Origin of the sequence: Cupriavidus malaysiensis (genome assembly GCF_001854325.1) — a bacterium.
Classification (GTDB): domain Bacteria; phylum Pseudomonadota; class Gammaproteobacteria; order Burkholderiales; family Burkholderiaceae; genus Cupriavidus; species Cupriavidus malaysiensis.
On the sequence record NZ_CP017755.1, the window covers coordinates 713,023 to 735,088 of the forward strand.

Genomic DNA, 22,066 nt, shown 5'->3' on the forward strand with positions numbered 1-22,066 from the left:
GCGGACGCTGTTCCGCGCCGGGCCGCGCCACGCCGCACCACACCACGCCATCCCGGGCCACCATCCCTTGCCGCCGCAACCACCCGCCAACGACCTGCTGTCGCGCAGCCGCGAACCGGTCTACCTGCAGCTCGCCACCATCTTCCGGCGCCGCATCGAAAGCGGCGAGTGGGCACTGGCGCAGCGCATTCCTTCGCTCGATGCGCTGAGCCGGCAGTTCGGCGTGGCCCGCATGACCATGCACAACGCGCTCTCCGTGCTGGAGGATGAGGGGCTGATCGAGCGGGCGCGCGGGCAGGGCACCTTTGTCAAGGCACGCTGCCGCGAACGGCGGCCGCTGAACCTGCCGACCAGCTGGCACCAGGCGGTGGCGGTGGGCGAGCGGCTGGCCACGCAGGCGCTGCATGAGTCGGACGGCGAGGTGGCCCTGCCGGCCGAGCTCGGCATGCCGTGCGCGGCCGCGCGTGCCCCGGCCTACCGCTTCCTGCGCCGCCTGCACACGCAGCAGGGGCGGCCCTTCGCCATCGGCGAGGTGTTCATCGAGGCGGGCGTGTTCGCGCGCGACCCGGAGGCTTTCCGCCAGGGCGCCTCGGTGCCGGTGCTGGACCGCTTCCCGGGGCTGCAGGTGAACGCCGCCCGCCAGCGGCTGCAGATCGTCGCCGCCGGCGCCGACTCCGCCGCCCGGCTGCAACTGCCGGTGGGTGCGCCGCTGGCCGAACTGCGGCGCTATGCCTGCGTCGACGACGTGATCGTCTACTACGCCCGCATCGAATTCCCGACCGAGTATGTCTGCCTCGATTTCGACCTGCTCGATCCCGGGGGCGCACGCCCCTGAGGCGCGTTCGCGCCCGGCCGCGCTTGGCTTTTCCTCCCTCCCACCTACCACCGCAAGAACAACATGGACACCAACGAACCGATGAATGGCGCCGAAAGCCTGGTCAAGACCCTGCTGGCCAGCGGCGTCGACACCTGCTTCGCCAACCCCGGCACCAGCGAGATGCACTTTGTCGCCGCGCTCGACCGCATTCCCGGCATGCGCTGCGTGCTCGGCCTGTTCGAGGGCGTGGTCACCGGCGCCGCCGACGGCTACGCGCGCATGGCCGACAAGCCGGCGGCGACGCTGCTGCACTGCGGCCCCGGCCTGGCCAACGGTCTCGCCAACCTGCACAACGCGCGCCGGGCCAACACGCCGGTGGTCAATATCGTCGGCGACCAGGCCACCTATCACCGTCCGCTCGATGCGCCGCTGACCGCCGATACCGAAGGCTGGGCGCGCCCGGTCTCGGTCTGGACCCGCACCGCCACCCGCGCCGCCTCGGTCGGCGCCGACGCTGCCGCCGCGGTGCAGGCCGCGCGTGGCGCGCCGGGCGGCGTGGCCACGCTGGTGCTGCCCTCCGACGTGTGCTGGGACGCCGGTGGCCGCGTGGCCGCCCCGCTGCCCGACCTGCCGGTGCCCAAGGTCTCGCCCGATGCGGTGCAGCAGGCCGCGCGCGTGCTGCGTTCGGGTCAGCCCACGCTGGTCGTGCTCGCCGGCGCGGCGCTGCGCGAGGCCGCGCTGGCCGATGCGCACCGCATCGCCGCCGCCACCGACGCGCGCCTGATCACGCCGATGTCGAACGCGCGCGTGGCGCGCGGGCGCGGCCGTCTCGCCGTCGAGCGCATTCCCTATTCGGGCGAGGCGGCGCGCACCAGGCTGGCCGGCATCCGCAACGTGATCCTGGTCGGCGCGCCGCCGCCCGTGACCTTCTTTGCCTATCCCGGCCAGTCGCCGCGCCCTTATCCCGAGGATGCGGTCATCCACGTGCTGGCGCGTCCCGAGGAAGACCTCGGCGAAGCCCTGGCGCGGCTGGCGGATGAGCTCGGCGCGCCCAAGGTGCAGCCGTCGGCCGGTGGCCCGCGCGCGGAGATCGCGCGCGGCGCGGTGACCTCGGAAGCGGTGGCGCAGACGCTGACCGCGCTGCTGCCCGAACAGGCGGTGGTGGTGGAGGAGAGCGTCAGCTTCGGCCGTGCCTTCTATCCCGGCACCGTGCACGCGGCCCCGCACGACTGGCTGCAACTCACCGGTGGCGCCATCGGCGACGGCCTGCCGCTGGCCACCGGCGCCGCCGTGGCCGTGCCCGGACGGCGCGTGGTGGCGCTGCAGGCGGACGGCTCCGGCATGTACACGCTGCAGTCGCTGTGGACCATGGCGCGCGAGCGGCTCGACGTCACCGTGGTGGTGCTGGCCAACCGCAAGTACGCCATCCTGCTGGGTGAGCTGGCCGGCGTCGGCGCCAACCCCGGCAAGACCGCGCTCGACATGCTGGACCTGGGCAATCCTGACCTCGACTGGGTCAAGCTGGCCAACGGCATGGGCGTGGAAGCCGCGCGCGCGGCCGACATGGAGAGCTTCGCCGACCTGTTCCGCTCGGCCAACCAGCGCAAGGGCCCGTTCCTGATCGAACTGGTGATCTGAAGCGGCGGCCGTCCGCTTGCCGGCGCGGCATTCTGCCCCGCGGCCCCGGGTATTGCCGGCGGCAGCGCTCCCCTGCGCTGCCGCCGGCCGCTCCGCCCCGGTCGGACTCCACCACACCCTGCCTGCATCCCCCCTGCGACAAAAGGTAGCATTGATAATCACCGGAAGCTGTGTGCAAAGCCGCCCGGTTTATATTTCCTGATTAATTTATTTTCCCTTTTATTCGGCTGCAGGCTGTACAGACATTATTGTGTCTGTCAATCAATCGGAAAAATATTTTTTAAAATCAATAAATCCAATTGTCAGTCGCGCCAGCCGCCCGCTAACATACGCCGCGTTATGCCCTTGCCCGCTCGCCTGGTGATTGCAGTTCACCGCTGGCCGCGCCGGGACGGGGGCCGGGCGCCGGTCGTCGGGCCGCCTGTAGTCCGCCTCTAGCCCGCTTGCAGCCTGCCTTGTGGCCCGGGTCTTGATTCGTCGAAGCATCAAGGCTGTCGAGAGGCCGCACCGGGCCAGGAAGGCAGCGCGCGGCTCGTCGGCGGACTGAGTCAAGGTATTCCTGATTCAGGGCGCCAGGTCTTTCTCGCCGTATTCCATTGCCACCACGCAGCCAGGCCTTACCGGCCAGGCTGTGCGGCAGCGTGCGCGCGCCATCCGGCGACGCGCCGGCAGCGGGCAGGGCGTTATCAACGCTTTGCCGATTTTGTCTTTCACCTTGAAAGGAATGCCGCATGTCCAGCAAAACCCTCAGTGCCATCCTTCTCGCGCTCGGTCTTTCGGCCTGTGCCAGCCTGCCACCGCCGGACACCGGCGCTGCCGGCAGTGCCGGTACCCTGTCGCTCGTGACGCAAAGCCGCACGCTCCACCTCGCCAGCCGGCCGGGCTTCAGCCCGGCGCGCTATGACGGGTTGGCAGTCGGCCGCATCGACATCCGCCGCCCCGCGCAGCTGGATGACCAGGACCAGGCCGGCTACGAGACGCTGCGCGCGGCCCTGGCCGAGCAACTCGCCAAGACGTCGGCCGCGCCGGGTACGTCGGGTACGCCGGCCGCGCCGGCGAAGAACGCCTTGCGCATGGATGTCGCGCTGTACGATGTCCAGCCGGTCAGCCCCGCGCTGAACGTGCTTTCGGCCGCCGCGCTGTTCCTGCCGCTGGATACCGGCGCCGTGACGCTGGAAGCGACCTTCACCGATGCCGACGGCACCGTCCAGGCGCGCCGCACGGAACGCCTTAGCGGCGATGTGACCAGCATCCTGAGCGGATTCTCGCGCTATGAACGGTTGAAGGAGGCCCTCGTCGATTGGGCCGCGCGCTGTGGCAGCTGGGACAAGCAGGCCTGCGCCACGGCGGCAAGCGGAAGCTGAAGGGGTTTGCCCCGCGCCGGTTTGCCAAGACCGTGCGCTTGGCGATTGGCGTTGGCGTATCTCGTCGGCTTCGTCCAGTGCGATGGCAATCGCCTCGCGCTGGTTTGCTCCCCTCTCCCGCTTGCGGGAGAGGGGCCGGGGGAGAGGGCAGGCGCTGGCTGTGCCGTGGCGGCTGGGATCACACCATCCGCTTCGTTTCCGTGCTCGCGGGCTGGATCACACCGAAGGCTTCGTTTCCGTGCTCGCGGGCTGGATCACACCGAAGGCTTCGTTTCCGTGCTCGTGGGCTGGATCACACCGACGGCTTCGCCTGGGCGCTCGCGTGCTGGACCACACCGTTGGCTTCGCTGGATGTGGCGCCTTGCTGAACCACCCCTCACCCCCGCCCTCTCCCCATGCGGGGAGAGGGAGCCAAGACCGTGTGCTTGGCGATCGGTGTTGGCGCATCTAGCACGATCGCCTGTCCGTGTGGCGTGCGCCGCGCGGCCGCATCCCATTGCTGGCGGCGCTGTTCGAGCATGCCGTCGGTGACCAGTCCCTTCTCGGCGCTGATGCGTTCCAGCGCGGTCAGCCAGTGCTCGTAATAGGTGTCGCCGAGATCGGGGTCGCCGGCCTGCTGGGCGTCGAGGATGGCGCGGTTCAGGTGTGCCGCCCATTCGCTCCAGGTGAAGGCGCCGCGCTGGTGCAGTGCCAGCGTCATGGCGAAGGCCTGCGCCTGCCAGGGCGCGCCGAACACGGGGCCTTCGCTGCCGCAGGGCAGGTCGGGCAGGCTGGCGCGCAGGGTGTCGAGTTCGCTTGGCTTCATGCGTCCACCGCTTCCAGATAGGGTTCCCAGCAGTCGACGTGCACGCACGATGCCGTGGTGTCCGTGCCCCACAGCTCCGCGGCCTCGAAGCGCACCGTGTACAGCCATTGGGGCTGCTCGCCCTGGCCGATGGCGTTGGTGTCGGGAAAGACATGGGCGCCATGCACGCTGACGATGTGTCCGCGCCGGCCGCGGCAGTAGCGTGGCAGGCGGGTGTGCGTGGCCGGGTGGAGCTGGCGCGTGCGTACCGCATCGCCGACGGCGAAGCGTGCCGGCCCGGGGGCGGGGCGCTCGCTGGGGCCGCCGCGCAGCATCGCCGCGCTGACCTGGTCGGCCGCCAGCACGCGCGCCACCGGCACCGGCTCGACCTGGCGCCTGCCGCTCTCGATCTCCGCAGGCGTGGCCATGCCATTGGCGAGCAGCAGCCGCTTCAGGCCCTCGAACCAGATTTCGTAGTAGCTGCTGGACAGGTATTGCGCCGGCGGCAGGCTTTCGCGCGCGGCGCGCGAGGCGTCGAGGTTCCACTTGCCGCAGGCACCCATGGCCACGGTGATGGCCAGCATGCGGCGTTCCCAGTCGGCATGGAAGGGGTGCGGGTCGGGGTCGGGGCGCACCGGGCCGAAGCCCTGCATGCCGCCCAGGTCCTGGGCGCCGTTCATGGCCGTGCTCCCGGCGCCTGCGTGGCGATGGAAGACGGCGCGAGCGCCACGCCGGTGCCGATCATGGCATCGCGCGTGACCAGCCCGGCCAGTGCCGCCTGGTCCCAGCCCTCGGTGCCCGCGGGCCGCATCGGCAGCACCAGGTAGCGCAGTTCGGCGGTGGAGTCCCACACGCGCACCTCGGTGTCGGCCGGCAGCGAGACGCCGAAATCGCCGAGCACGCCGCGCGGATCGATGACGGCGCGCGAGCGGTAGGGCGCCGACTTGTACCAGACCGGCGGCAGGCCGAGCACCGGCCACGGGTAGCACGAGCAGAGGGTGCAGACCACCAGGTTGTGCACCGCGGGCGTGTTCTCCAGCACCTGCATGTGCTCGCCCTGGCGGCCGCTGTAGCCGAGCGAGGCGATGGCCGCGGTGGCGTCCGCCAGCAGCCATTGCCGGTAGGCCGGTTCTGCCCAGGCCTTGGCGACCACGCGGGCGCCGTTGTGCGGGCCGACCTGTTTCTCGTAGGTTTCGATCAGGACGTCGAGGGCCTTGGGATCGAGATAGCCCTTGTCGACCAGCAGCGATTCCAGCGCGCGCACGCGCAGGTCCATCTCGGCGAGCGGGCTGCCGCCGTGGTCGTGATCATTCTCATCGGCGTGATCGTGCTCATGGTCATGGTCGTGCGCGTGGCTCATCGGAAACCCGCCCGGGTGGGATGGCGATAGCGCACAGTATGGTGCCGGCCCGCGCCGATGGCAATCGGCGCGGGGGAGGGGGAAAAGGGGGGCGCGGCGTGCATGCCGCTGCCCTCCCGGCCCGCCGCGGGCGCCGTCAGGCCGTCAGGCCGCCATCACCTGCGTATAGCGCTGCAGGTGGTAGTCGCTGTCGCCGAGCAGCGGGTCGATCATGGTCAGGCGCTTGAAGTAGTCGCCCACCGCCAGCTCGTCGGTCATGCCCATGCCGCCGTGCAGCTGCACCGCCTGCTGGCCGACGAAGCGGCCGGCCTTGGCCACCGTGACCTTGGCGGCCGAGAGCATGCGGCGGCGCTGCGCCGGGTCGGCCTCGTCCAGCGCCTGGGCGGCGACGTAGGCCATCGACATGGCGAGCTCCTTCTGTACCAGCATGTCGGCCACGCGGTGCTGCAGCGCCTGGAAGGCGGCCAGCGGCTTGCCGAACTGCTGGCGCGTGCCCAGGTACTCGGCGGTGATCTCGATCAGCTTTTCCATGGCGCCGGCGGCCTCGGCGCACAGCGCCGCGATGCCGTGCGACAGGCCCAGGTCGAGCGCGGCCAGGCCGTCGCCCGGCTGGCCCACCAGGGCGTCGGCCGGCACGGCCACGTCGGCCAGCTTCACGTCGGCGGCGCGCAGGCCGTCCATGGTCGGATAGCCGCTCACGCTCAGGCCGGCGCTGTCGCGCGGCACCAGGAACAGGGCGATCTCGTCGCTGCCGGCGACGCGCGCGGTCAGCAGGAAGGCATCGGCCGCCTCGCCGTGCCAGGCCAGGCTCTTGGTGCCGTTGAGCACGTAGCCGCCGCCGCTGCGGCTGGCGCTGGCGCGCGCCGCCTCGGGGCGGTAGCGCGTGCCCGGCTCCAGGTAGGCCAGCGTGACGATGCGCTCGCCGGCGGCGATGGCGGGCAGCCAGTCCTGCTTCTGCGCGGCGCTGCCGTAGGCGCCGAGCACCGCCGCGGCCATCACGCTGCTGGGCGTGACCGGCTCCAGCACCAGGCCGCGGCCCAGTTCGCGCTGCACCACGAGCTGGCTGGTGGCGCCCTCGCCGAAGCCGCCGTATTCGCTGTCGATGGTCAGGCCCAGCACGCCCATCTCGGCGAGGCCCTTCCACACCGCGCGGTCCAGGCTGCCGCCGCCGCGTGCGCTCTTGCGGCGCGCCTCGAAGCCGTACTCGGCATCGATGAAGCGGCGCAGGCTGTCGGCCAGCATCCGCTGTTCTTCGCTGTAGGTGAAATCCATGTGCGCTGCTTCCTTCAGAATCCGATGATCATCTTGGAGATGATGTTCTTCTGCACCTCGGTGGCGCCGCCGTAGATTGTGGTCTTGCGCATGTCGAAGTAGGTGGAGGCGGCGGGCGCGGCCCAGTCGGGGCCGGCCACCGGCTGGGTGGCGCCTGGCTCGAGCCACTCCGGCGCATAGGGCCAGGCGTCGGGGCCGGCCACTTCCATCTGCAGCATGGCGAGGTCCTGCTGGATCTCCGAGCCGCGGATCTTGACGATGGAGGCTTCGGGACCGGGGCCCTGGCCGGCTGCATCGGCGGTGGCCACGCGCAGCAGCAGCATCTCCAGCGCCATGATGTCCATCTCGATGCGGGCGATCTTGTCGCGCATGCGCACGTCCTCGATCAGCGGACGGCCGGCGCCATCGGTGGCCAGGCTGGCGTAGTGCTTGAGCTGGCGCAGCTCGCGGTTGCAGTGGCCGATGCCGGCGATGCCGGTGCGCTCGTGGCCGAGCAGGTACTTGGCGTAGGTCCAGCCGCGGTTCTCCTCGCCCAGCAGGTTCGCCACCGGCACTTCCACGTCCTCGAACCAGGTCTCGTTGACGTCGTGGCCGCCGTCGAGCGTCTTGATCGGGCGCACCGTCACGCCGGGCGACTTCATGTCGATCAGCAGCATCGAGATGCCTTCCTGCGCCTTGGCCTCGGGGTCGGTGCGCACCAGGCAGAAGATCCAGTCGGCGAAGTGGGCCATGGTGGTCCAGGTCTTCTGGCCGTTGACGATGAACTTGTCGCCGCGGCGCACCGCGCGCGTCTTCAGCGAAGCCAGGTCGGAGCCCGAGCCAGGTTCCGAATAGCCCTGGCACCAGAAGTCCTCGACGGTCGGGATGCGCGGCAGGAAGCGGGCCTGGTGCTCGGGGCTGCCGTACTTCATCAGCACCGGGCCGATCATGGTCAGGCCGAACGGCAGCAGGCGCGGCGCGCCGGCGCGGAAGGCCTCGATCTCGAAGATCAGGCGCTGCAGCGCGTTCCAGCCGGTGCCGCCGTGCTGCTTCGGCCAGCTCGGCGCGCCCCAGCCGTGCGCGTGCAGGATACGGTGCCAGCGTACGTAGTCGTCCTTCTCGATGCGCTGGTGGCCCAGCACCTTGGCGCGGATATCGGCCGGCAGCTTGGCCTGCACGAAGCCGCGCACTTCCTCGCGGAACGCCTGTTCCGCAGCGGTGAAACGCAAATCCATCTGCTTGTCCCCTGAGTGTCGGAGACGGCGCGCAGGCCGTCTCGCCATGGTGGGCCGATTGTATGGGCGGCGTGCCGTTCGCTTCTTCCGCAATGGCAAAGCGCCTCTTCGCAGCAGCGAAACCATCGCCCGCCAGGCCTTGCGGGACGGGCGCTTCCGTCCAGGCCAAAGGTGGCCTTAGTCAAATCGGAATGGCAAGGGGGCAGGCCCTGCCGCACACTGCGGCGGTGCCTCCCCGACGGGGCATGCCGTGCCGCAGCCGAGGGCATGACGACATGACGCGCCGCAACGAGCGCGCAACCTGGAGACAAACCGATGGCCCGCTGGACCTCTCGCGCGCTGGCGCTGGGAATCTCGCTGCTGGCACTGGCCGCAGGCGGCCTGCCTGCGGCGTCACATGCCGCCGCGCCCGCCGCAGCCTCCTACCCCGACAAGCCGCTGCGCCTGGTCGTGCCCTTCCCGCCGGGCGGCGCCACCGACCTGCTGGCGCGCGAGATCGGCAATGCGCTGGGGGCGCGCCTGCACCAGTCGGTGGTGATCGACAACCGGCCCGGCGCCGGCGGCAACCTCGCGGCGATGGCGGTGGCACGCGCGCCGGCCGACGGCTACACGCTGCTGTTCGGCACCTTCGGCTCGCTGGCGGTCAACAAGAGCCTGTACGACAAGCCGGGCTACGACCCGCTCAAGGATTTCGCCCCGGTTGCCTCGGTGGCCTACCTGCCCAATGTGCTGGTGGTCAATCCGTCGGTGCCGGCACGCAATATCGACGAACTGCTGGCGCTCGCGCGCCGCGACCCGGGCAAGCTGACCTATGGCTCCTTCGGCATCGGCTCGTCCTCGCACCTGGCCGGCGAACTGTTCACCCACCTGGCCGGCGTCGACATCCGCCACGTGCCCTACAAGGGCAGCGCCGCCTCGATGACCGACCTGCTGGGCGGGCGCATCACCATGATGTTCGACAGCATCTCCACCGCGCTGCCCTTCGTGCGCGAAGGCCGTGTGCGCGCGCTGGCCGTCACCACCGAGCGGCCGTCCGACCAGTTGCCGGGCGTGCCGACGCTGGCGCAGGCCGGCGTCAAGGGCTACGAGCTGACCGCCTGGTTCGGCGTGGCGGCGCCGGCCGGGACGCCGCGCGCGGTGATCGATCGCCTCAATGCCGACATCGTGGCCTCGCTGCGCCAGCCCGACCTGGCCGCGCGGCTGGCTCAGCAGGGCACCGTGCCGTTCCCCTCCACGCCGGAGCAGTTCGGCGCCTATATGCGCACGCAGTACGAGAAGTGGGACGGGCTGATCCGCTCGGCCCATATCCGTGCCGACTGAACCGAGCCGGCTGAGCCGCACCGACTGAACTGCATCGACTGAATACCCGCCGGCCATCCCGGCCCTGTCTTACGCATCCTTGCCATCCCGGAGCACCATGTCGTCCTTCCGTCCCGAGTTCATCCACGAGATTCCCCGCCACTGGGCCGTGCAGGCACCGCAGGCGCCCTGCCTGCGCGAGGCCGGCGGCATCGTCAGCTACGGCGAGCTGTGGCGGCGCATCGAGGCCGCGCGCGACTGGCTGGCGGCGCAAGGCGTGGGCGCGGGCGACCGGGTGCTGGTGGCCGGCGAGAACTGCAACGAGATGGTGGTCATGCTGTTCGCCTGCAGCGCGCTGCACGCCTGGCCGATCCAGGTCAACGCCCGCCTGTCGGCGCGCGAGATCGACACCATCCGCGCCCATGCCGAGCCGCTGCTGACCTTCTTCACCGGCCACGTCTCCGAGGTGGCGGCGGCGCACGGGCAGCGCCTGGGCGCGCAGCCCAGCGGCTGCCCGGTGTTCCATGCCGGCATGCACGTGCTGCGCGCCGCCACCGTGCCGCAGCGCGTGGCGGCGGAGGAGGCGCGCCAGGTGGCGACGCTGATCTACACCTCGGGCACCACCGGCGCGCCCAAGGGCGTGATGGTGCCGCATGCCGGCCTGACGCACTTCGCCCGCATCTCGGCCACCTCGCGCGAGCTGGGGCCGGCCGACATCGCCTACGGCGCGCTGCCGATGTCGCACATCTTCGGCATCGCCACCGTGCTGATGGCCACGCTGTACGCGGGCGCCAGCCTGATCCTGCGGCCGCGCTTCGATGCCGGCGAGGTGTTCGACGCGCTGGCCGAGCCCGGCATCACCATCCTGCAGGGGGTGCCGACCATGTTCACGCGGCTGATGGCGGTGGCGCCCGGGCGCGCGCACCCGGCCGGCGGCTATCCGCGCCTGCGCTACCTGTACACCGGCGGCGCGCCGCTCGATCCCACCCTCAAGCGCGAGGTCGAGCAATGGTTCGGGCAGCCGCTGCACCATGGCTACGGCATCACGGAGTACGCCGGCTCGCTGTTCATCACCCGCATGGAAGCGCCGCGTGCCGACTGCTCGGCTGGCTACATCGTCGAAGGCGTCGAGATTGCCATCACCGACGGCGAAGGCAAGCCGCTGCCGGCGGGCGGGCGCGGCCAGATCCGCGTGCGCGGCCCGGGCGTGATGGCCGGCTACTTCCGCAACCCGGAGCAGACCGCGGAGGCGCTGCTGCCCGGCGGCTGGCTCAATACCGGCGACCTGGGCTACCTGGCGGACGACGGCGCGCTGTTCATCTCGGGGCGCTCCAAGGACCTGATCATCCGCTCGGGCTTCAACGTCTACCCGATCGAGGTCGAGGCCGTCATCAACGCCTTCCCGGGCGTGCGGCAGTCGGCGGTGGTCGGGCGCACGGCCGCCGACGGCAACGAGGAAGTGGTGGCCTTCGTCGAGCCGCAGGAAGGTGCCGTGCCGGACCAGGCGGCGCTCGATGCCTACCTGCGCGAGAACCTGGCGCCCTACAAGCGGCCGGCCGAGATCCGCGTGATCGACAGCATTCCCACCACCGCCAGCGGCAAGCTGCTCAAGCAGCCGCTGCGGGCGTTGCTGGGCTGAGACGGAACCGACGAGCCGACGAGCCGACGACAAGAGCGGCAAGCAGCGCGGCGGCAAGCGTGCCGCCGGCGCCCCGACGAGTTCCCGCAGCAACGCGCACAGACCGCGGAGACCGCAGGGAACCGTACAAGACCCGAAGGACATCAAAGGAGAAGACAGATGAAGCGATGGATGGCCGCGGCAGCGGCATTGCTGACGATCGTGCAGGGCAGTGCCTGGGCGGAGAGCTACCCGAGCCGGCCGATCCGGCTGCTGGTGGGCTATGCGCCGGGTGGCCCGGTGGACACCGCGGCACGCATCTACGCCGACCAGCTCGGCCGCGTGCTGAAGCAGCCGGTGGTGGTGGACAACCGTGCCGGCGCCAGCGGCGCGATCGCCGCCGACCTGACCGCCAAGGGCAAGCCGGACGGCTACACGCTGTACTTCGTCGCCAGCCCGACCATGACCATGACGCCGCTGATCCAGAAGACGGTGAACTTCAACCCGACCAAGGATTTCAGCTACATCGGGCTGATCACCGATTACACCAACGTGCTGGTGATCAACAAGGACTTCCCGGCCAAGAACGTCAAGGAGCTGGTCGAGTACGCGCGCAAGCATCCCGATGGCGTTTCCTTCGGCTCGGCCGGTATCGGCGCCTCCAACCACCTGTCCGCCGAACTGCTGGCGCAGATGAGCGGCGTCAAGATGCTGCACGTGCCCTACAAGGGCAACGCGCCGGCGATGACCGACGTGATGGGCGGCAAGGTCACCTTCATGTTCGACATCACCGGCACCGCCATCGGCCATATCCAGGGCGGCAAGGTGCGCGCGCTGGCGGTGACCTCGCGCACGCGCAACCCGGCGCTGCCGGACGTGCCCACGCTGATCGAGTCGGGCCTGAAGGACTATGACCTGACCGGCTGGTATGCGCTGGTCGGCCCGCCCAAGCTGCCGGCCGAGGTGGTCGACAAGCTGGTGGCCGCGCAGAAGGCCGTCGGCGAGGTGCCGGAGTTCAAGCACCGCATGAGCGAAGTCGGCTACGACCTCGACGTGACCGGTCCCAAGCCGCTGGCCGACCGCATCCAGCGCGAGCTGGCGCTGTGGGGCAAGGTGGTGAAGACAGCCGGGATCGAGACGCAATGAGCGCGTGATCCGATGGCCGCGTGACCGCATGACTGCATGACCGCAAGGAGGGTCCCGCCGCGGGCGGGGCCTTTGCCACCAGCTTAGGCGTGGGGCGGGACGGGCCGGCTGGCCGGTCCCGCCCCGTTTTTTTGGGCGGCGCGCGGCGGGCGTGTGCCGTTCAGCAGGTGGGGGTGCCTTGCCCCGGCAGCAGCTCGCGATAGAAGTTCGGCAGCGCGAACTGGGCCTGGTGGACGGCGCCGTTGTAGTAGCGCAGCGCGCCGATGCCGCGCGTGCGGATGCGCTCGTCGATGGTCTCCGCCGGCACGGCGAGCGGGTCCAGCGTATCGGAGACGCAGGCCATGCCCCAGTAGCAGCCGTACAGCGGCACGTAGAGCCCGAAGGGGCGCACGTGCGCGAAGAGCCGGCCCAGCAGGGCGAGCTGGCGCGCCACCTGCTCGCGCTGGAACACCGGCGAGCCGATGTGCAGGGTCAGTGCGCCGCCGGGCGCCAGCAGTTGCCCGGCCACGCGCAGCGCCGTCTCGCCGTAGAGCGGATGCGCGGGCGTGTCGGGATCGGTCAGGTCGAGCACGATCAGGTCGAAGCGCTCGCCCTGCGGGTCGGCCGCCTGGGCCTCCATATAGGCCAGTCCGTCGCCGATGCGCAGCGCCAGCCGCGCATCTTCGAAGGCGCCGCGATGGATGGCGTGCAGGTGCTTGCGCGCCAGGCGCACCACTTCGGCATCGAGTTCGGCCAGCACCAGCCGTTCCAGGCCGGGATGCTTGAGCAGTTCCTCGCTGCAGCCGCCGTCGCCGCCGCCCAGCACCAGCGCGCTGCGCGGCGCCGGGTGCGCCAGCGCGGCGGCATGGGCCATGGGTTCGTGATAGAAGAACTCGTCGCGCTCGGAGGTCATGTAGCGGCCGTCGATGCGCAGCAGGCGGCCCCATTGCGGGGTGTCGAACACCTCCAGCAACTGGTGCGCCGAGCGCAGCGTTTCCAGCCGCCGGGTGGCGCGGAAGCCGTAGGCGCAGTCCGCGTTCAGCCACTCCAGCAGCAGTTCGTTGGCGTTGTCCTGCGGCTCGTCGCTGCCGCGCAGGATGCGGTTGGTGCTCTGTTGCGCGGGCGCGAAGGCGACCAGCAGCGCGTCGAGCAGGGCCTCGGCCTTGGGCGAGTTGTTGGCGGAGAAGTTGCAGACGTAGACGTCGAGGGTGACGCCGCCGCGCTCGGGCCAGGTGTGCACCGCCAGGTGGGATTCCGCCAGCAGGCAGGCGCCGGTGACGCCGCCGGGCTGGCCGCGCCAGCGCGGGAAGGGGTGGTATTTCTGCGCCACCAGGCTCAGGCCGGCGCCGGCGACGGCCTGCCGGCACAGTTCGGCGAGCGCCGTTTCGTCGGTCAGCAGCGCGGGGTCGCACTGGCAGCCGTAGAGATCCGCGGTGAGGTGCAGGCCATGCATGTCGGTGAGCGTCCTCCTGTGCAGGGCGGCCCGAGGCCAGGCTGGCGGGCCGGCGGGCCGGATGGTGTCGGGCGGCGCGCGTTCCTCGGGGAGGAGAGGGCACGCGCCGCCCGGCACGGTGTCGCGGGGAGGGGAGGATCCCCGCGCCGGAGAACGACGCAGTATAGCCGGCGAAGCCTGGGGTAGCCAGCCGATGTACGGGAATTGTGAAATTTCCCGCCGCCGGCGCTCATGCCGGTTCAGCCGGCCGGGCGCTTGCGCAGCAGGTAGCGCTGCTCGCCATCCATCACCAGCTCGCCGCGCTGGTTATGGACGGTGCTGCGCAGCGCCAGCACGCCGGTGCTGCGGTTGGGCGACAGCTCGCAGACTTCCAGCGCGGCGTAGAGCGTGTCGCCGACGAAGACGGGATGCAGGAAGCGGCTGCGCTGCTCGATGAAACCCATCAGCGAATCCTCCACCATGTGCGGAAACAGGCCGGCGCCGGCGGCGGTCTGGATCAGCACCTGGTAGCCGTGGGCCAGCATGTGCGGCATGCCGCGCGCGCGGCAGTACTCGGCATCGTAGTGGACCGGGTGGTTGTCGCCGCTGGCGAGCTGGAAGGCGGCGAACAGCGCTTCGGTCATGGTGCGCGACGGCAGCACGAAGCGCTCGCCGAGACGGAAGTCGTCGAAGTAGCGCGATTCGCACAGGCGGTGGGCGCGCGGGTCGAAGGGGATGTCGGTCGGGGCGGTGCTCATGCTGCGTGGCGGTCCGGAAGCGTGAAGTGTGGGCCGCGCCGGGGCCGGCGCGGGCGGAGACCGGCGGGGCGCGCAGGGGCGTCCGGCCGCCGGGGGGCTTGCGCCGTCAATCGGCGCGGATGCCGAGCCGTTCCACCAGCGCTTTCTCCTCGGCGATCTGCTGCAGGGCGAAGCGGGTATAGGCCGCGCTGTCGAGATACATGGGTTCCTGGTCCATGCGCTTGAGCGTGGCGAGGTAGCGCGGGTCCTCGGTGGCCCGGCGCAGCGCGTCCTGCAGCACGGCGACCACCTGCGGTGCCATGCCCTTGGGGCCGGCGACGCCGTAGGGCGAGCTGGAAACCATGTCGTAGCCGAGCTCGCGCAGTGTCGGCGCGTCCGGCCAGCGCGGCGAGCGCTGCGCGGTCCACAGGTTGAGCCAGCGCAGCTTGCCGGCATCGACCAGCGCTCCAGCGGCGCTGCCGGCCGCGCACAGCTGGACGTGGTTGCCCATCAGCGCGTTCAGGCAGTCGGCATCGCCCTTGAAGGGGATGTGGTTGACGTCGAGCTTTTCCTTGGCGGCCAGCTCCAGCATGGTGACATGGGGCGAACTGTACTGGCCCGGCGAGCCATAGCTGATGCCGCCGGGGCGCGCACGGGCGTCGCGCAGGAAGTCGGCCCAACCGCGCCAGGGCGAGTCGGCGCGTACCACCACGCCGAAGATGTAGCCCGTGATGCGCGACAGGTAGGTGAAATCGCGCGCGGGATCGAAAGCGGTCTTCTGGATGAAGGGCTGGCGGAAGACCGTGACAGGCATCAGCGACAGCGTATAGCCGTCTGGCGCTGCCTGGCGCAGCGCCAGCGCGCCCATGGTGCCGGCGACGCCCGGCTTGTTTTCCACCACCACGCTCTGGCCGAGCGCGCCCTGCAGCGACTGGGCGAACTGGCGTGCCACCACGTCGGTGGTGCCGCCCGGGGCGTAGGGCACGATCAGCGTGAGCGGGCGCGTGGGGTAGGCCGGCTGTCCCTCGGCCCTTGCCGCCGGGGCGCAGGCCAGGACCATGGCAAGCGCTGCGCCGGCCGTCCGGGCCGTGCGCAGGGTGAAGCGTGCTGCTGTCATCGGATGTCTCCTCCTGTGCATTGGCTTGCCCTGTTATCGCGGCGCCCGCGCGCTTGTTCTGGGGGCATGGCGCGGTGCGCCGGCTGGCGCGGGGCGATCAGCCCGCCAGCTCCGCCCAGGCTTCCATCGCCTGGCCGCCGGTGTCGTCGCCGGTCCACAGCACGACGCGGCCGGGCCGGTCCGGATCGGGCGTGCCGCCGACGGTGACGGTGTCGTGGTCGAACAGCGGCGCCACGCCGCGGAAGCCGAAGCGGGCCACGCGCGCCTGCGGCTGCTCGCGCGCCAGCAGGTCGAGCGTCAGCACGGCCTGCAGCGGGCCGTGCACCACCAGGCCGGGATAGCCTTCCACGTCGCGCACGTAGTCGTGGTCGTAGTGGATGCGGTGGCCGTTGAAGGTCAGTGCCGAGAAGCGGAACAGCATGACCGGGTCGGCGTGCAGGCTGCGCTGCCAGCGCGGCGCGTGTTGCAGGCGCGGGCGCGGCGGCAGGGGCTGGCCCGGCTCGGGCATGGCGCGGTAGACGAGGTCCTGGCGTTCGCTCAGCACGCTTTCGCCGTCCACGGTGAGGTCATGCTCCACGGTGGCGAACCACAGTTCGCCGCTGCGCCCGGACTTGTGCTGGACGTCGGCGATGGTGGAGGTGCGCGTGACGGTGTCGCCGACGCGCAGCGGACGCTTGAACGCGAGCTCGCCGCCGGCCCACATGCGGCGCGGCAGCGGCATCGGCGGCATGAAGCCGCCCAGCGCGGGGTGGCCGTCGCCGCCGATCTCGTGCTGGGGCGCGCGCGGGAGGAAATAGAGCCAGTGCCACAACGGCGGCAGCGCGCCGCGCACGATGGCGTCGCCGTCGAGGTCCAGCGTGGCGGCCAGGCCGATCACGGGTTCGGGGGCGAGCGTCTCGGTGCGGCTTTCGCTGCGGCCGATCCACTGGCGCAGGTGTTCGAGGGGGCTGTCTTGGGTCATGGCGGTCGGTTGTGGAGAGGGCCGCGCGCGAGCGCGGCCCGGTAGGTGGGTGGCGGTCAGCTGGAGGCCGGCGCGGACAGCAGGGCCAGCAGGCGCTTGGCCTGCTCGATCACCGGACGGTCGACCATCTTGCCGTCGACCTGCACCGCATGGCTGCCGGCGGCGGTGGCGGCGAGCACGCGGCGCGCCCAGTCCGCCTGCTCGGGCGTGGGCAGGAAGCCGGCACGCACCGCCTGCAGCTGCGCCGGATGGATGCACAGCTTGGCACCGAAGCCCAGCGCGCGCGCGTAGGCCACGTCGTCGGCCAGCACGGCCTCGTCCTTGAGCGCGGTGGTGACGCCATCCACCGGCTGGGCCAGCCCGGCCACGCGCGAGGCCAGCACGATGCGGGCGCGCGCATGGGCCAGGGCCTCGCGCACGTGGGCGCAGCCCAGGTCCACGGCATAGTCGAGCGAGCCGAAGGCCAGCCGCGCGACGCCGTCGGCCGCCGCCACCTCGTCCACGCGATGCAGGCCGAGCGCGGTCTCGATGATGGCCACCAGCGTGCCTTGCGGGGCGATCTGGCGCAGGGCGTCGGCGATCCCGGCCAGCGCGGCGGCGTCTTCCGCCTTCGGCACCATCAGGCCGGCCAGGCGCGTGCCGGCCGGCAGCGCGCGCAGCCAGGCCAGGTCTGCCGGGAAGGCCGGCGAGGCCGCGTCATTGATGCGCACCAGGGCGGCCGGGCCGGGGCCGCGTGTGGCCAGCCAGGCGGCGATGGCCTCGCGCGCCGCGGGCTTCGCGTCCGGATGCACGGCGTCCTCGAGGTCGAGGACCATCACATCGGGGGCGGCCGCGGCGGCCTTGTCGAAGCGTTCCGGACGGTCGCCCGGCACGAACAGGTAGGAAATGGCGTTCTGCATGGACATGGCGCGATGGATCAGCGGGCGGCGGGCAGCCAGTCCTTGACGTCGGGGGCGGCTTCCAGGGCCCACACGCGCGCGATGATGGCGCGCATCTCGGCCTCGGAAGCACCGTGGCGGAAGGCGCCGAGCTGGATCGCCTTGGCCTCCAGTTCGGGGCGCGACAGCGTGTTGTCAGGGTCGCCCTTGGGCACGTCGACGCGGCCTTCCAGCGTGCGCCCGTCGGTGGTGCGCACGGTCACGCGGCCGATCCACTGGCGCGGGTAGGCGTTGTTGATCTCGTCGTCGAGCGCCATCGCCACCTTGGCGCGGAAGGCCGCCACCTTGGCGTCCTGCAGCGCGTGGTCCTCGAATTCGCCGAGGCCGGCGTGCGCGTGCACGGCCACCAGGCCCAGCACCGTGCCCATCGAGAACTTGGCCTGGTGGATGGTGACCGGGTTGACCACCGGGCCGAGCACGTCGATGGCGCCCTGGTGCACGTGCGCGGTGACGCTGGCGATGTCCTCGGCGCGCAGCCCTTCGCGCACCATCACCGCCTTGAGCGCATCGGCCGCCGGGTGGGTGTGGCGGCAGGAGGCGAAGAACTTGAACGAGGTCTCGGCGGTGGCCCAGCGTGTGCCCAGGCCGTCGGTCAGGCGCGACGGGTCGGCATCGCTCGACATGCCCGCGGCCATGCCCTGCGCGCCTTCGAGGATCTGGCGCGCGCCGGTGAAGCCGGCACGGGCGAGCCAGGCCGACTGCAGGCCGTCGGCGGCCGCCTTGGCGGTGTGGAGCTGCTTGGAGTCGGCGGCGTCGCGCAGGAATTCCCACAGGCCGGCGGCCTGCGTGCCGGCCGAGCCCAGCGCCTGGTTGATGCCCTCGGCGTCCAGGCCGTAGAGCTTGGCCACCGCAGCGGCGGCGGCCAGCGTGCCGACCGTGCCGGTGGTGTGGAAGATGCGGTAGTGCGAGCGGCCGAGGAACTCGCCGATGCGGATGCCGGCCTCGTAGCCGGCGATCGAGGCCAGCAGCACCTCGGCGCCGTTCTTGCCCTCGGCCTGGGCCGCGGCCACCACGGCCGGGAACACCACGGCGGCGGGATGCAGCACCGAGCTGTTGTGCACGTCATCCTGCTCGACCACGTGCGAGGACGCGCCGTTGATCAGCGCGGCGAAGTAGGGCGAGGTGCGGCGGCGGTCGACGAAGACTTCGCTGTCGCCCTGCTGCGGACCCATGGCCGCGGCGAACTCCTGGATGCGGCGCACGGCCGGCGCATCCTTGCCGGCGATGGCCGAGGCGATCCAGTCGAGGAAGAGGTCCTTGGTGCGCTCCACCACCGGGGTGGGCACGTCGGCCAGCGTGAAGCGCGCGAGGAACTCGCACAGCTGGCGGGTCGGGTAGGAATGGTCTGCGGGTTGGCTCATGCCGGCTCCGGAGGAGGGTTGTCTGTTCGGGTGCTGCACTGTGTCCTGCGATCTGTCTGCGGCCCGGCTTCCGGGGACAAGCGGAAGGGGGCATATGCTGGTGTGGGAGAGAGGGCCGGCCTTCGCCGGTACGACGGTGTTCACTCCGCGCTGGCGCCCGTCCTCACCCGCACCCCACTCCCACCAGTGTGAGCGGGGCGAAAACCTGGCGGTCGACGCTGCGTTCCCGCGCACGCCCGCCTGCCCGTCACACCACCTTGCGCTGCATCATGTCGTCGATCTGTGCCACGCCATAGCCCAGCTCCGCCAGCACGGCGCGCGTGTGCGCGCCCAGCGCCGGCACGTCGCCCATCACCGGGTCCACGCCCGACAGGTTGGCGGGCGGCAGCAGGGCGCCGATCGGGCCGCCGGGGCAGCCGACTTCGCGCCAGCGCTTGCGCGCGGCCAGCTGCGGGTGGTTCCAGACCGCTTCGATGTCGTTCATCGGTGCGTTGGCGATCTGCGCGGCATCCAGCAGCGCTTCCACCTCGCCGACGCTCAGCGTGGCGAAGCGCGCCTCGATCAGCGCGGTGAGCGCGTCGCGGTGCTTGACGCGCCCCGAATTGCTGGCGAAGCGCTCGTCCTGCAGCAGTTCAGGCTGGCCCAGCACCTTGTCGCAGAAGGCCTGCCATTCGCGTTCGTTCTGCAGGCCGAAGATGACGCTGCCGCCGCCTCCGGTGCGGTGCACGCCGTAGGGCGCGATGGCCGGATGGGAGGCGCCGAAGCGGGCCGGCGGCGTGCCGCCGTAGTGGCCGAAGTAGAGCGCGTAGTTCATCCACTCGGCCAGCGCTTCGAGCATGGTGACCTCGACGCGCAGGCCTGCGCCGGTGCGGCCGCGCTGCAGCAGCGCGGACAGGATGCCGCTGTAGGCATACATGCCGGCGGCGATGTCGGCGATCGAGATGCCGGCGCGCGAGGGTTCTTCCGCGCTGCCGGTGATGCCGATCAGGCCGGCCGCGGCCTGGATCAGCAGGTCGTAGGCCTTCTTGTCGCGGTAGGGACCGGAGTCGCCGTAGCCGGAGATGTCGCACACGATCAGCTTGCGGTAGCGGCCGTGCAGGGTGTCGAAGTCCAGGCCCATGCGCGCGGCGGCGCCGGGGGCGAGGTTCTGCACCAGCACGTCGGCCTCGGCCAGCAGCTTGTGCAGCACGGCCTGCGCTTCCTCCTGCTTCAGGTCCAGCGTCAGGCTCTGCTTGCCGCGGTTGAGCCAGACGAAGTGCGAGGCCTGGCCGTGCACGGTTTCATCGTAGCCGCGCGCGAAGTCGCCCGCGCCGGGCCGTTCGATCTTGATCACGCTGGCGCCGAGGTCGGCCAGCTGGCGGGTGGCGAAGGGCGCGGCCACGGCGTGCTCCAGCGAAACCACGCGGATGCCGTCGAGGGGGCGGATGCCGGGAATTGTCATGTCAGGGTAGGGGGGCTTAGAACGAACGCGGCAGTTCGAGCACGTGCTCGGCCACGTAGGACAGGATCATGTTGGTGGAGATCGGCGCCACCTGGTACAGGCGCGTCTCGCGGAACTTGCGCTCGATGTCGTACTCGGCGGCGAAACCGAAGCCGCCGTGCGTCTGCAGGCAGGCGTTGGCCGCTTCCCAGGAAGCGTCGGCGGCCAGCAGCTTGGCGATATTGGCTTCCTTGCCGCAGGGCTGGCCGGCATCGAAGAGCTCGGCGGCCTTGTAGCGCATCAGGCTGGCGGCCTCGACGTTGCAATAGGCGCGCGCGATGGGGAACTGGATGCCCTGGTTCTGGCCGATCGGGCGCTCGAACACCACGCGCTCGCGCGCGTAGCCGCTGGCGCGCTCGGTGAACCAGTAGCCGTCGCCGATGCACTCGGCCGCGATCAGGATGCGTTCGGCGTTGAGGCCGTCGAGGATGTACCTGAGTCCCTGGCCTTCCTCGCCGACCAGGTTCTCGGCGGGCACCTCCAGGTTGTCGAAGAACAGCTCGTTGGTCTCGTGGTTGACCATGTTGCGGATGGGGCGGACGGTCAGGCCGCGGCCGAACGCCTCGCGCAGGTCGACCACGAACACCGACAGGCCCTCGGACTTGCGCTTGACCTGGTCCAGCGGCGTGGTGCGCGCCAGCAACAGCAGCAGGTCGGAGTGCTGCACGCGCGAGATCCACACCTTCTGCCCGTTGACCACGTACTTGTCGCCGCGCCGCACCGCGGTGGTCTTGAGCTTGGTGGTGTCGGTGCCGGTGGTCGGCTCGGTCACCGCCATCGACTGCATGCGCAGCTCGCCCGAGGCGATGGCGGGCAGCCAGCGGCGCTTCTGCGCTTCCGAGCCGTGCCGCAGCAGGCAGCCCATCACGTACATCTGGCCGTGGCAGGCGCCGGAATTGCCGCCGGAGCGGTTGATCTCCTCCATGATCACCGAGGCGGCGCTCAGCGGCAGGCCGGAGCCGCCGTAGGCCTCGGGGATCAGCGCCGACAGCCAGCCGGCTTGCGTCAGCGCCTGCACGAAGGCCTCGGGGAAGGCGTTCTGCTCTTCCACGCGCTGCCAGTAGGCGGAGTCGAAGCCGGCGCACAGGCCGCGCACGGCTTCGCGGATATCGGGATAGCTCTGGTCTTGTACCGCTGCGGCAGCCATGGGCGGATGCATTCGATGCTGGAGAGGGAATGCGGCCATTATTCCCGAGGGGTTCCGGCGCCGAAATTCGGATTTGCGAAAGAGCGGCTTAGGGGAGCCGGAATTCTGCTGCCGTTCCCGGGGCGGTAACCAGGGCAAACAGGGCAACCAGGGCAACCAGGGCGGCCTAGGGTTGACCCCGCTTCATGCGCGCCTTGTCCTGCCTTCGGCAAATGCGAATGGCGCGCGCGCGTGATTCGTCCGACCCTTGGCTTCGCACCTGCCGGCGGCATGGCGCCCGCCGGAAACCAGATCCGTAACGAAGCAGCGAAGCCACGAAGAACAGGACAGAACAGGACCGAGGAGACCAGGCATGAAGCACTTCCTAGCGAGGCATCCGGCAGCATCCGCGCAGCGTCGACA

The 22,066-nt window shown here is 70.9% G+C and carries 19 protein-coding genes; 6 read left to right on the top strand and 13 right to left on the bottom strand.

Annotated elements, in window-relative coordinates; all coding sequences use genetic code 11:
• The first annotated feature begins 67 nt into the window (after positions 1 to 67).
• The 3 genes from BKK80_RS22980 (at position 68) to BKK80_RS22990 (ending at position 3,819) form a co-directional block, all read left to right on the top strand.
• Positions 68 to 835 (top strand): GntR family transcriptional regulator, encoded by a 768-nt coding sequence (locus BKK80_RS22980; protein WP_198173427.1) that lies wholly within the window; start codon positions 68 to 70, stop codon positions 833 to 835.
• Between the two features lie 81 nt (positions 836 to 916).
• Complete coding sequence (locus tag BKK80_RS22985) at positions 917 to 2,455, top strand: acetolactate synthase large subunit (protein WP_071040412.1); 1,539 nt, start codon at positions 917 to 919, stop codon at positions 2,453 to 2,455.
• 731 nt (positions 2,456 to 3,186) lie between these two features.
• The gene (locus tag BKK80_RS22990; RefSeq protein ID WP_071016774.1) at positions 3,187 to 3,819 is read left to right on the top strand and encodes a DUF3313 family protein; all 633 of its coding nucleotides are present in this window, start codon (positions 3,187 to 3,189) and stop codon (positions 3,817 to 3,819) included.
• A gap of 376 nt (positions 3,820 to 4,195) precedes the next feature.
• On the opposite strand, the gene BKK80_RS22995 is transcribed toward BKK80_RS22990, so the two are convergent.
• From BKK80_RS22995 to BKK80_RS23015, 5 genes are all read right to left on the bottom strand, one after another.
• On the bottom strand, positions 4,196 to 4,624 hold the full coding sequence (locus BKK80_RS22995; RefSeq protein ID WP_083384252.1) for a nitrile hydratase accessory protein: 429 nt from the start codon (positions 4,622 to 4,624) through the stop codon (positions 4,196 to 4,198).
• Complete coding sequence (nthB, locus tag BKK80_RS23000) at positions 4,621 to 5,283, bottom strand: nitrile hydratase subunit beta (RefSeq protein ID WP_071071448.1); 663 nt, start codon at positions 5,281 to 5,283, stop codon at positions 4,621 to 4,623. The genes BKK80_RS22995 and nthB overlap by 4 nt, the downstream gene beginning before the upstream one ends.
• A complete protein-coding gene (gene nthA / locus BKK80_RS23005) occupies positions 5,280 to 5,963 on the bottom strand; it encodes a nitrile hydratase subunit alpha (protein WP_071071450.1) in 684 nt (227 codons plus the stop codon). Before nthA ends, nthB begins: the two co-directional genes overlap by 4 nt.
• 144 nt (positions 5,964 to 6,107) lie before the next feature.
• Positions 6,108 to 7,235: an acyl-CoA dehydrogenase family protein gene (locus tag BKK80_RS23010; protein WP_071039473.1), complete on the bottom strand. Its 1,128-nt coding sequence runs from the start codon at positions 7,233 to 7,235 to the stop codon at positions 6,108 to 6,110.
• Positions 7,236 to 7,249: 14 nt separating this feature from the next.
• A complete protein-coding gene (locus BKK80_RS23015) occupies positions 7,250 to 8,449 on the bottom strand; it encodes an acyl-CoA dehydrogenase family protein (protein ID WP_071016768.1) in 1,200 nt (399 codons plus the stop codon).
• A gap of 315 nt (positions 8,450 to 8,764) precedes the next feature.
• Here BKK80_RS23015 and BKK80_RS23020 point away from each other — a divergent pair, with 315 nt between their 5' ends.
• From BKK80_RS23020 to BKK80_RS23030, 3 genes are all read left to right on the top strand, one after another.
• Positions 8,765 to 9,769: a tripartite tricarboxylate transporter substrate binding protein gene (locus BKK80_RS23020; RefSeq protein WP_071016766.1), complete on the top strand. Its 1,005-nt coding sequence runs from the start codon at positions 8,765 to 8,767 to the stop codon at positions 9,767 to 9,769.
• A gap of 97 nt (positions 9,770 to 9,866) precedes the next feature.
• Positions 9,867 to 11,387 carry a class I adenylate-forming enzyme family protein gene (locus tag BKK80_RS23025; protein WP_071071452.1) on the top strand — a complete coding sequence of 507 codons (1,521 nt, stop codon included), beginning with the start codon at positions 9,867 to 9,869 and terminating at the stop codon, positions 11,385 to 11,387.
• Positions 11,388 to 11,546: 159 nt separating this feature from the next.
• The gene (locus tag BKK80_RS23030; RefSeq protein ID WP_071016762.1) at positions 11,547 to 12,512 is read left to right on the top strand and encodes a Bug family tripartite tricarboxylate transporter substrate binding protein; all 966 of its coding nucleotides are present in this window, start codon (positions 11,547 to 11,549) and stop codon (positions 12,510 to 12,512) included.
• 160 nt (positions 12,513 to 12,672) lie between these two features.
• Here BKK80_RS23030 and speE read toward each other — a convergent pair whose 3' ends face one another.
• From speE to BKK80_RS23070, 8 genes are all read right to left on the bottom strand, one after another.
• Positions 12,673 to 13,944, bottom strand: coding sequence for a polyamine aminopropyltransferase (gene speE / locus BKK80_RS23035; protein WP_071071454.1), 1,272 nt, complete (start codon positions 13,942 to 13,944; stop codon positions 12,673 to 12,675).
• 239 nt (positions 13,945 to 14,183) lie between these two features.
• Complete coding sequence (locus tag BKK80_RS23040; protein ID WP_071016759.1) at positions 14,184 to 14,681, bottom strand: MaoC family dehydratase; 498 nt, start codon at positions 14,679 to 14,681, stop codon at positions 14,184 to 14,186.
• A gap of 106 nt (positions 14,682 to 14,787) precedes the next feature.
• Positions 14,788 to 15,777 (bottom strand): Bug family tripartite tricarboxylate transporter substrate binding protein, encoded by a 990-nt coding sequence (locus BKK80_RS23045; RefSeq protein WP_071016757.1) that lies wholly within the window; start codon positions 15,775 to 15,777, stop codon positions 14,788 to 14,790.
• A gap of 97 nt (positions 15,778 to 15,874) precedes the next feature.
• Positions 15,875 to 16,738 (bottom strand): HTD2 family dehydratase, encoded by an 864-nt coding sequence (locus BKK80_RS23050; protein WP_071016755.1) that lies wholly within the window; start codon positions 16,736 to 16,738, stop codon positions 15,875 to 15,877.
• Positions 16,739 to 16,794: 56 nt separating this feature from the next.
• The gene (locus BKK80_RS23055; RefSeq protein ID WP_071021799.1) at positions 16,795 to 17,637 is read right to left on the bottom strand and encodes an HpcH/HpaI aldolase/citrate lyase family protein; all 843 of its coding nucleotides are present in this window, start codon (positions 17,635 to 17,637) and stop codon (positions 16,795 to 16,797) included.
• A gap of 17 nt (positions 17,638 to 17,654) precedes the next feature.
• A complete protein-coding gene (locus tag BKK80_RS23060; protein ID WP_071071456.1) occupies positions 17,655 to 19,037 on the bottom strand; it encodes an MmgE/PrpD family protein in 1,383 nt (460 codons plus the stop codon).
• 247 nt (positions 19,038 to 19,284) lie between these two features.
• Complete coding sequence (locus tag BKK80_RS23065; protein ID WP_071071459.1) at positions 19,285 to 20,478, bottom strand: CaiB/BaiF CoA transferase family protein; 1,194 nt, start codon at positions 20,476 to 20,478, stop codon at positions 19,285 to 19,287.
• Positions 20,479 to 20,494: 16 nt separating this feature from the next.
• A complete protein-coding gene (locus BKK80_RS23070) occupies positions 20,495 to 21,664 on the bottom strand; it encodes an acyl-CoA dehydrogenase family protein (protein WP_071039480.1) in 1,170 nt (389 codons plus the stop codon).
• Between the last annotated feature and the right edge of the window lie 402 nt (positions 21,665 to 22,066).

Coding starts and splice junctions, on each gene's coding strand:
- BKK80_RS22985 (WP_071040412.1), top strand. CDS start 917: ATGAATGGCGCCGAAAGCCTGGTCAAGACCCTGCTGGCCAGCGGCGTC.
- BKK80_RS22990 (WP_071016774.1), top strand. CDS start 3,187: ATGTCCAGCAAAACCCTCAGTGCCATCCTTCTCGCGCTCGGTCTTTCG.
- BKK80_RS22995 (WP_083384252.1), bottom strand. CDS start 4,624: ATGAAGCCAAGCGAACTCGACACCCTGCGCGCCAGCCTGCCCGACCTG.
- nthB (WP_071071448.1), bottom strand. CDS start 5,283: ATGAACGGCGCCCAGGACCTGGGCGGCATGCAGGGCTTCGGCCCGGTG.
- nthA (WP_071071450.1), bottom strand. CDS start 5,963: ATGAGCCACGCGCACGACCATGACCATGAGCACGATCACGCCGATGAG.
- BKK80_RS23010 (WP_071039473.1), bottom strand. CDS start 7,235: ATGGATTTCACCTACAGCGAAGAACAGCGGATGCTGGCCGACAGCCTG.
- BKK80_RS23015 (WP_071016768.1), bottom strand. CDS start 8,449: ATGGATTTGCGTTTCACCGCTGCGGAACAGGCGTTCCGCGAGGAAGTG.
- BKK80_RS23020 (WP_071016766.1), top strand. CDS start 8,765: ATGGCCCGCTGGACCTCTCGCGCGCTGGCGCTGGGAATCTCGCTGCTG.
- BKK80_RS23025 (WP_071071452.1), top strand. CDS start 9,867: ATGTCGTCCTTCCGTCCCGAGTTCATCCACGAGATTCCCCGCCACTGG.
- BKK80_RS23030 (WP_071016762.1), top strand. CDS start 11,547: ATGAAGCGATGGATGGCCGCGGCAGCGGCATTGCTGACGATCGTGCAG.
- speE (WP_071071454.1), bottom strand. CDS start 13,944: ATGCATGGCCTGCACCTCACCGCGGATCTCTACGGCTGCCAGTGCGAC.
- BKK80_RS23040 (WP_071016759.1), bottom strand. CDS start 14,681: ATGAGCACCGCCCCGACCGACATCCCCTTCGACCCGCGCGCCCACCGC.
- BKK80_RS23045 (WP_071016757.1), bottom strand. CDS start 15,777: ATGACAGCAGCACGCTTCACCCTGCGCACGGCCCGGACGGCCGGCGCA.
- BKK80_RS23050 (WP_071016755.1), bottom strand. CDS start 16,738: ATGACCCAAGACAGCCCCCTCGAACACCTGCGCCAGTGGATCGGCCGC.
- BKK80_RS23055 (WP_071021799.1), bottom strand. CDS start 17,637: ATGCAGAACGCCATTTCCTACCTGTTCGTGCCGGGCGACCGTCCGGAA.
- BKK80_RS23060 (WP_071071456.1), bottom strand. CDS start 19,037: ATGAGCCAACCCGCAGACCATTCCTACCCGACCCGCCAGCTGTGCGAG.
- BKK80_RS23065 (WP_071071459.1), bottom strand. CDS start 20,478: ATGACAATTCCCGGCATCCGCCCCCTCGACGGCATCCGCGTGGTTTCG.
- BKK80_RS23070 (WP_071039480.1), bottom strand. CDS start 21,664: ATGGCTGCCGCAGCGGTACAAGACCAGAGCTATCCCGATATCCGCGAA.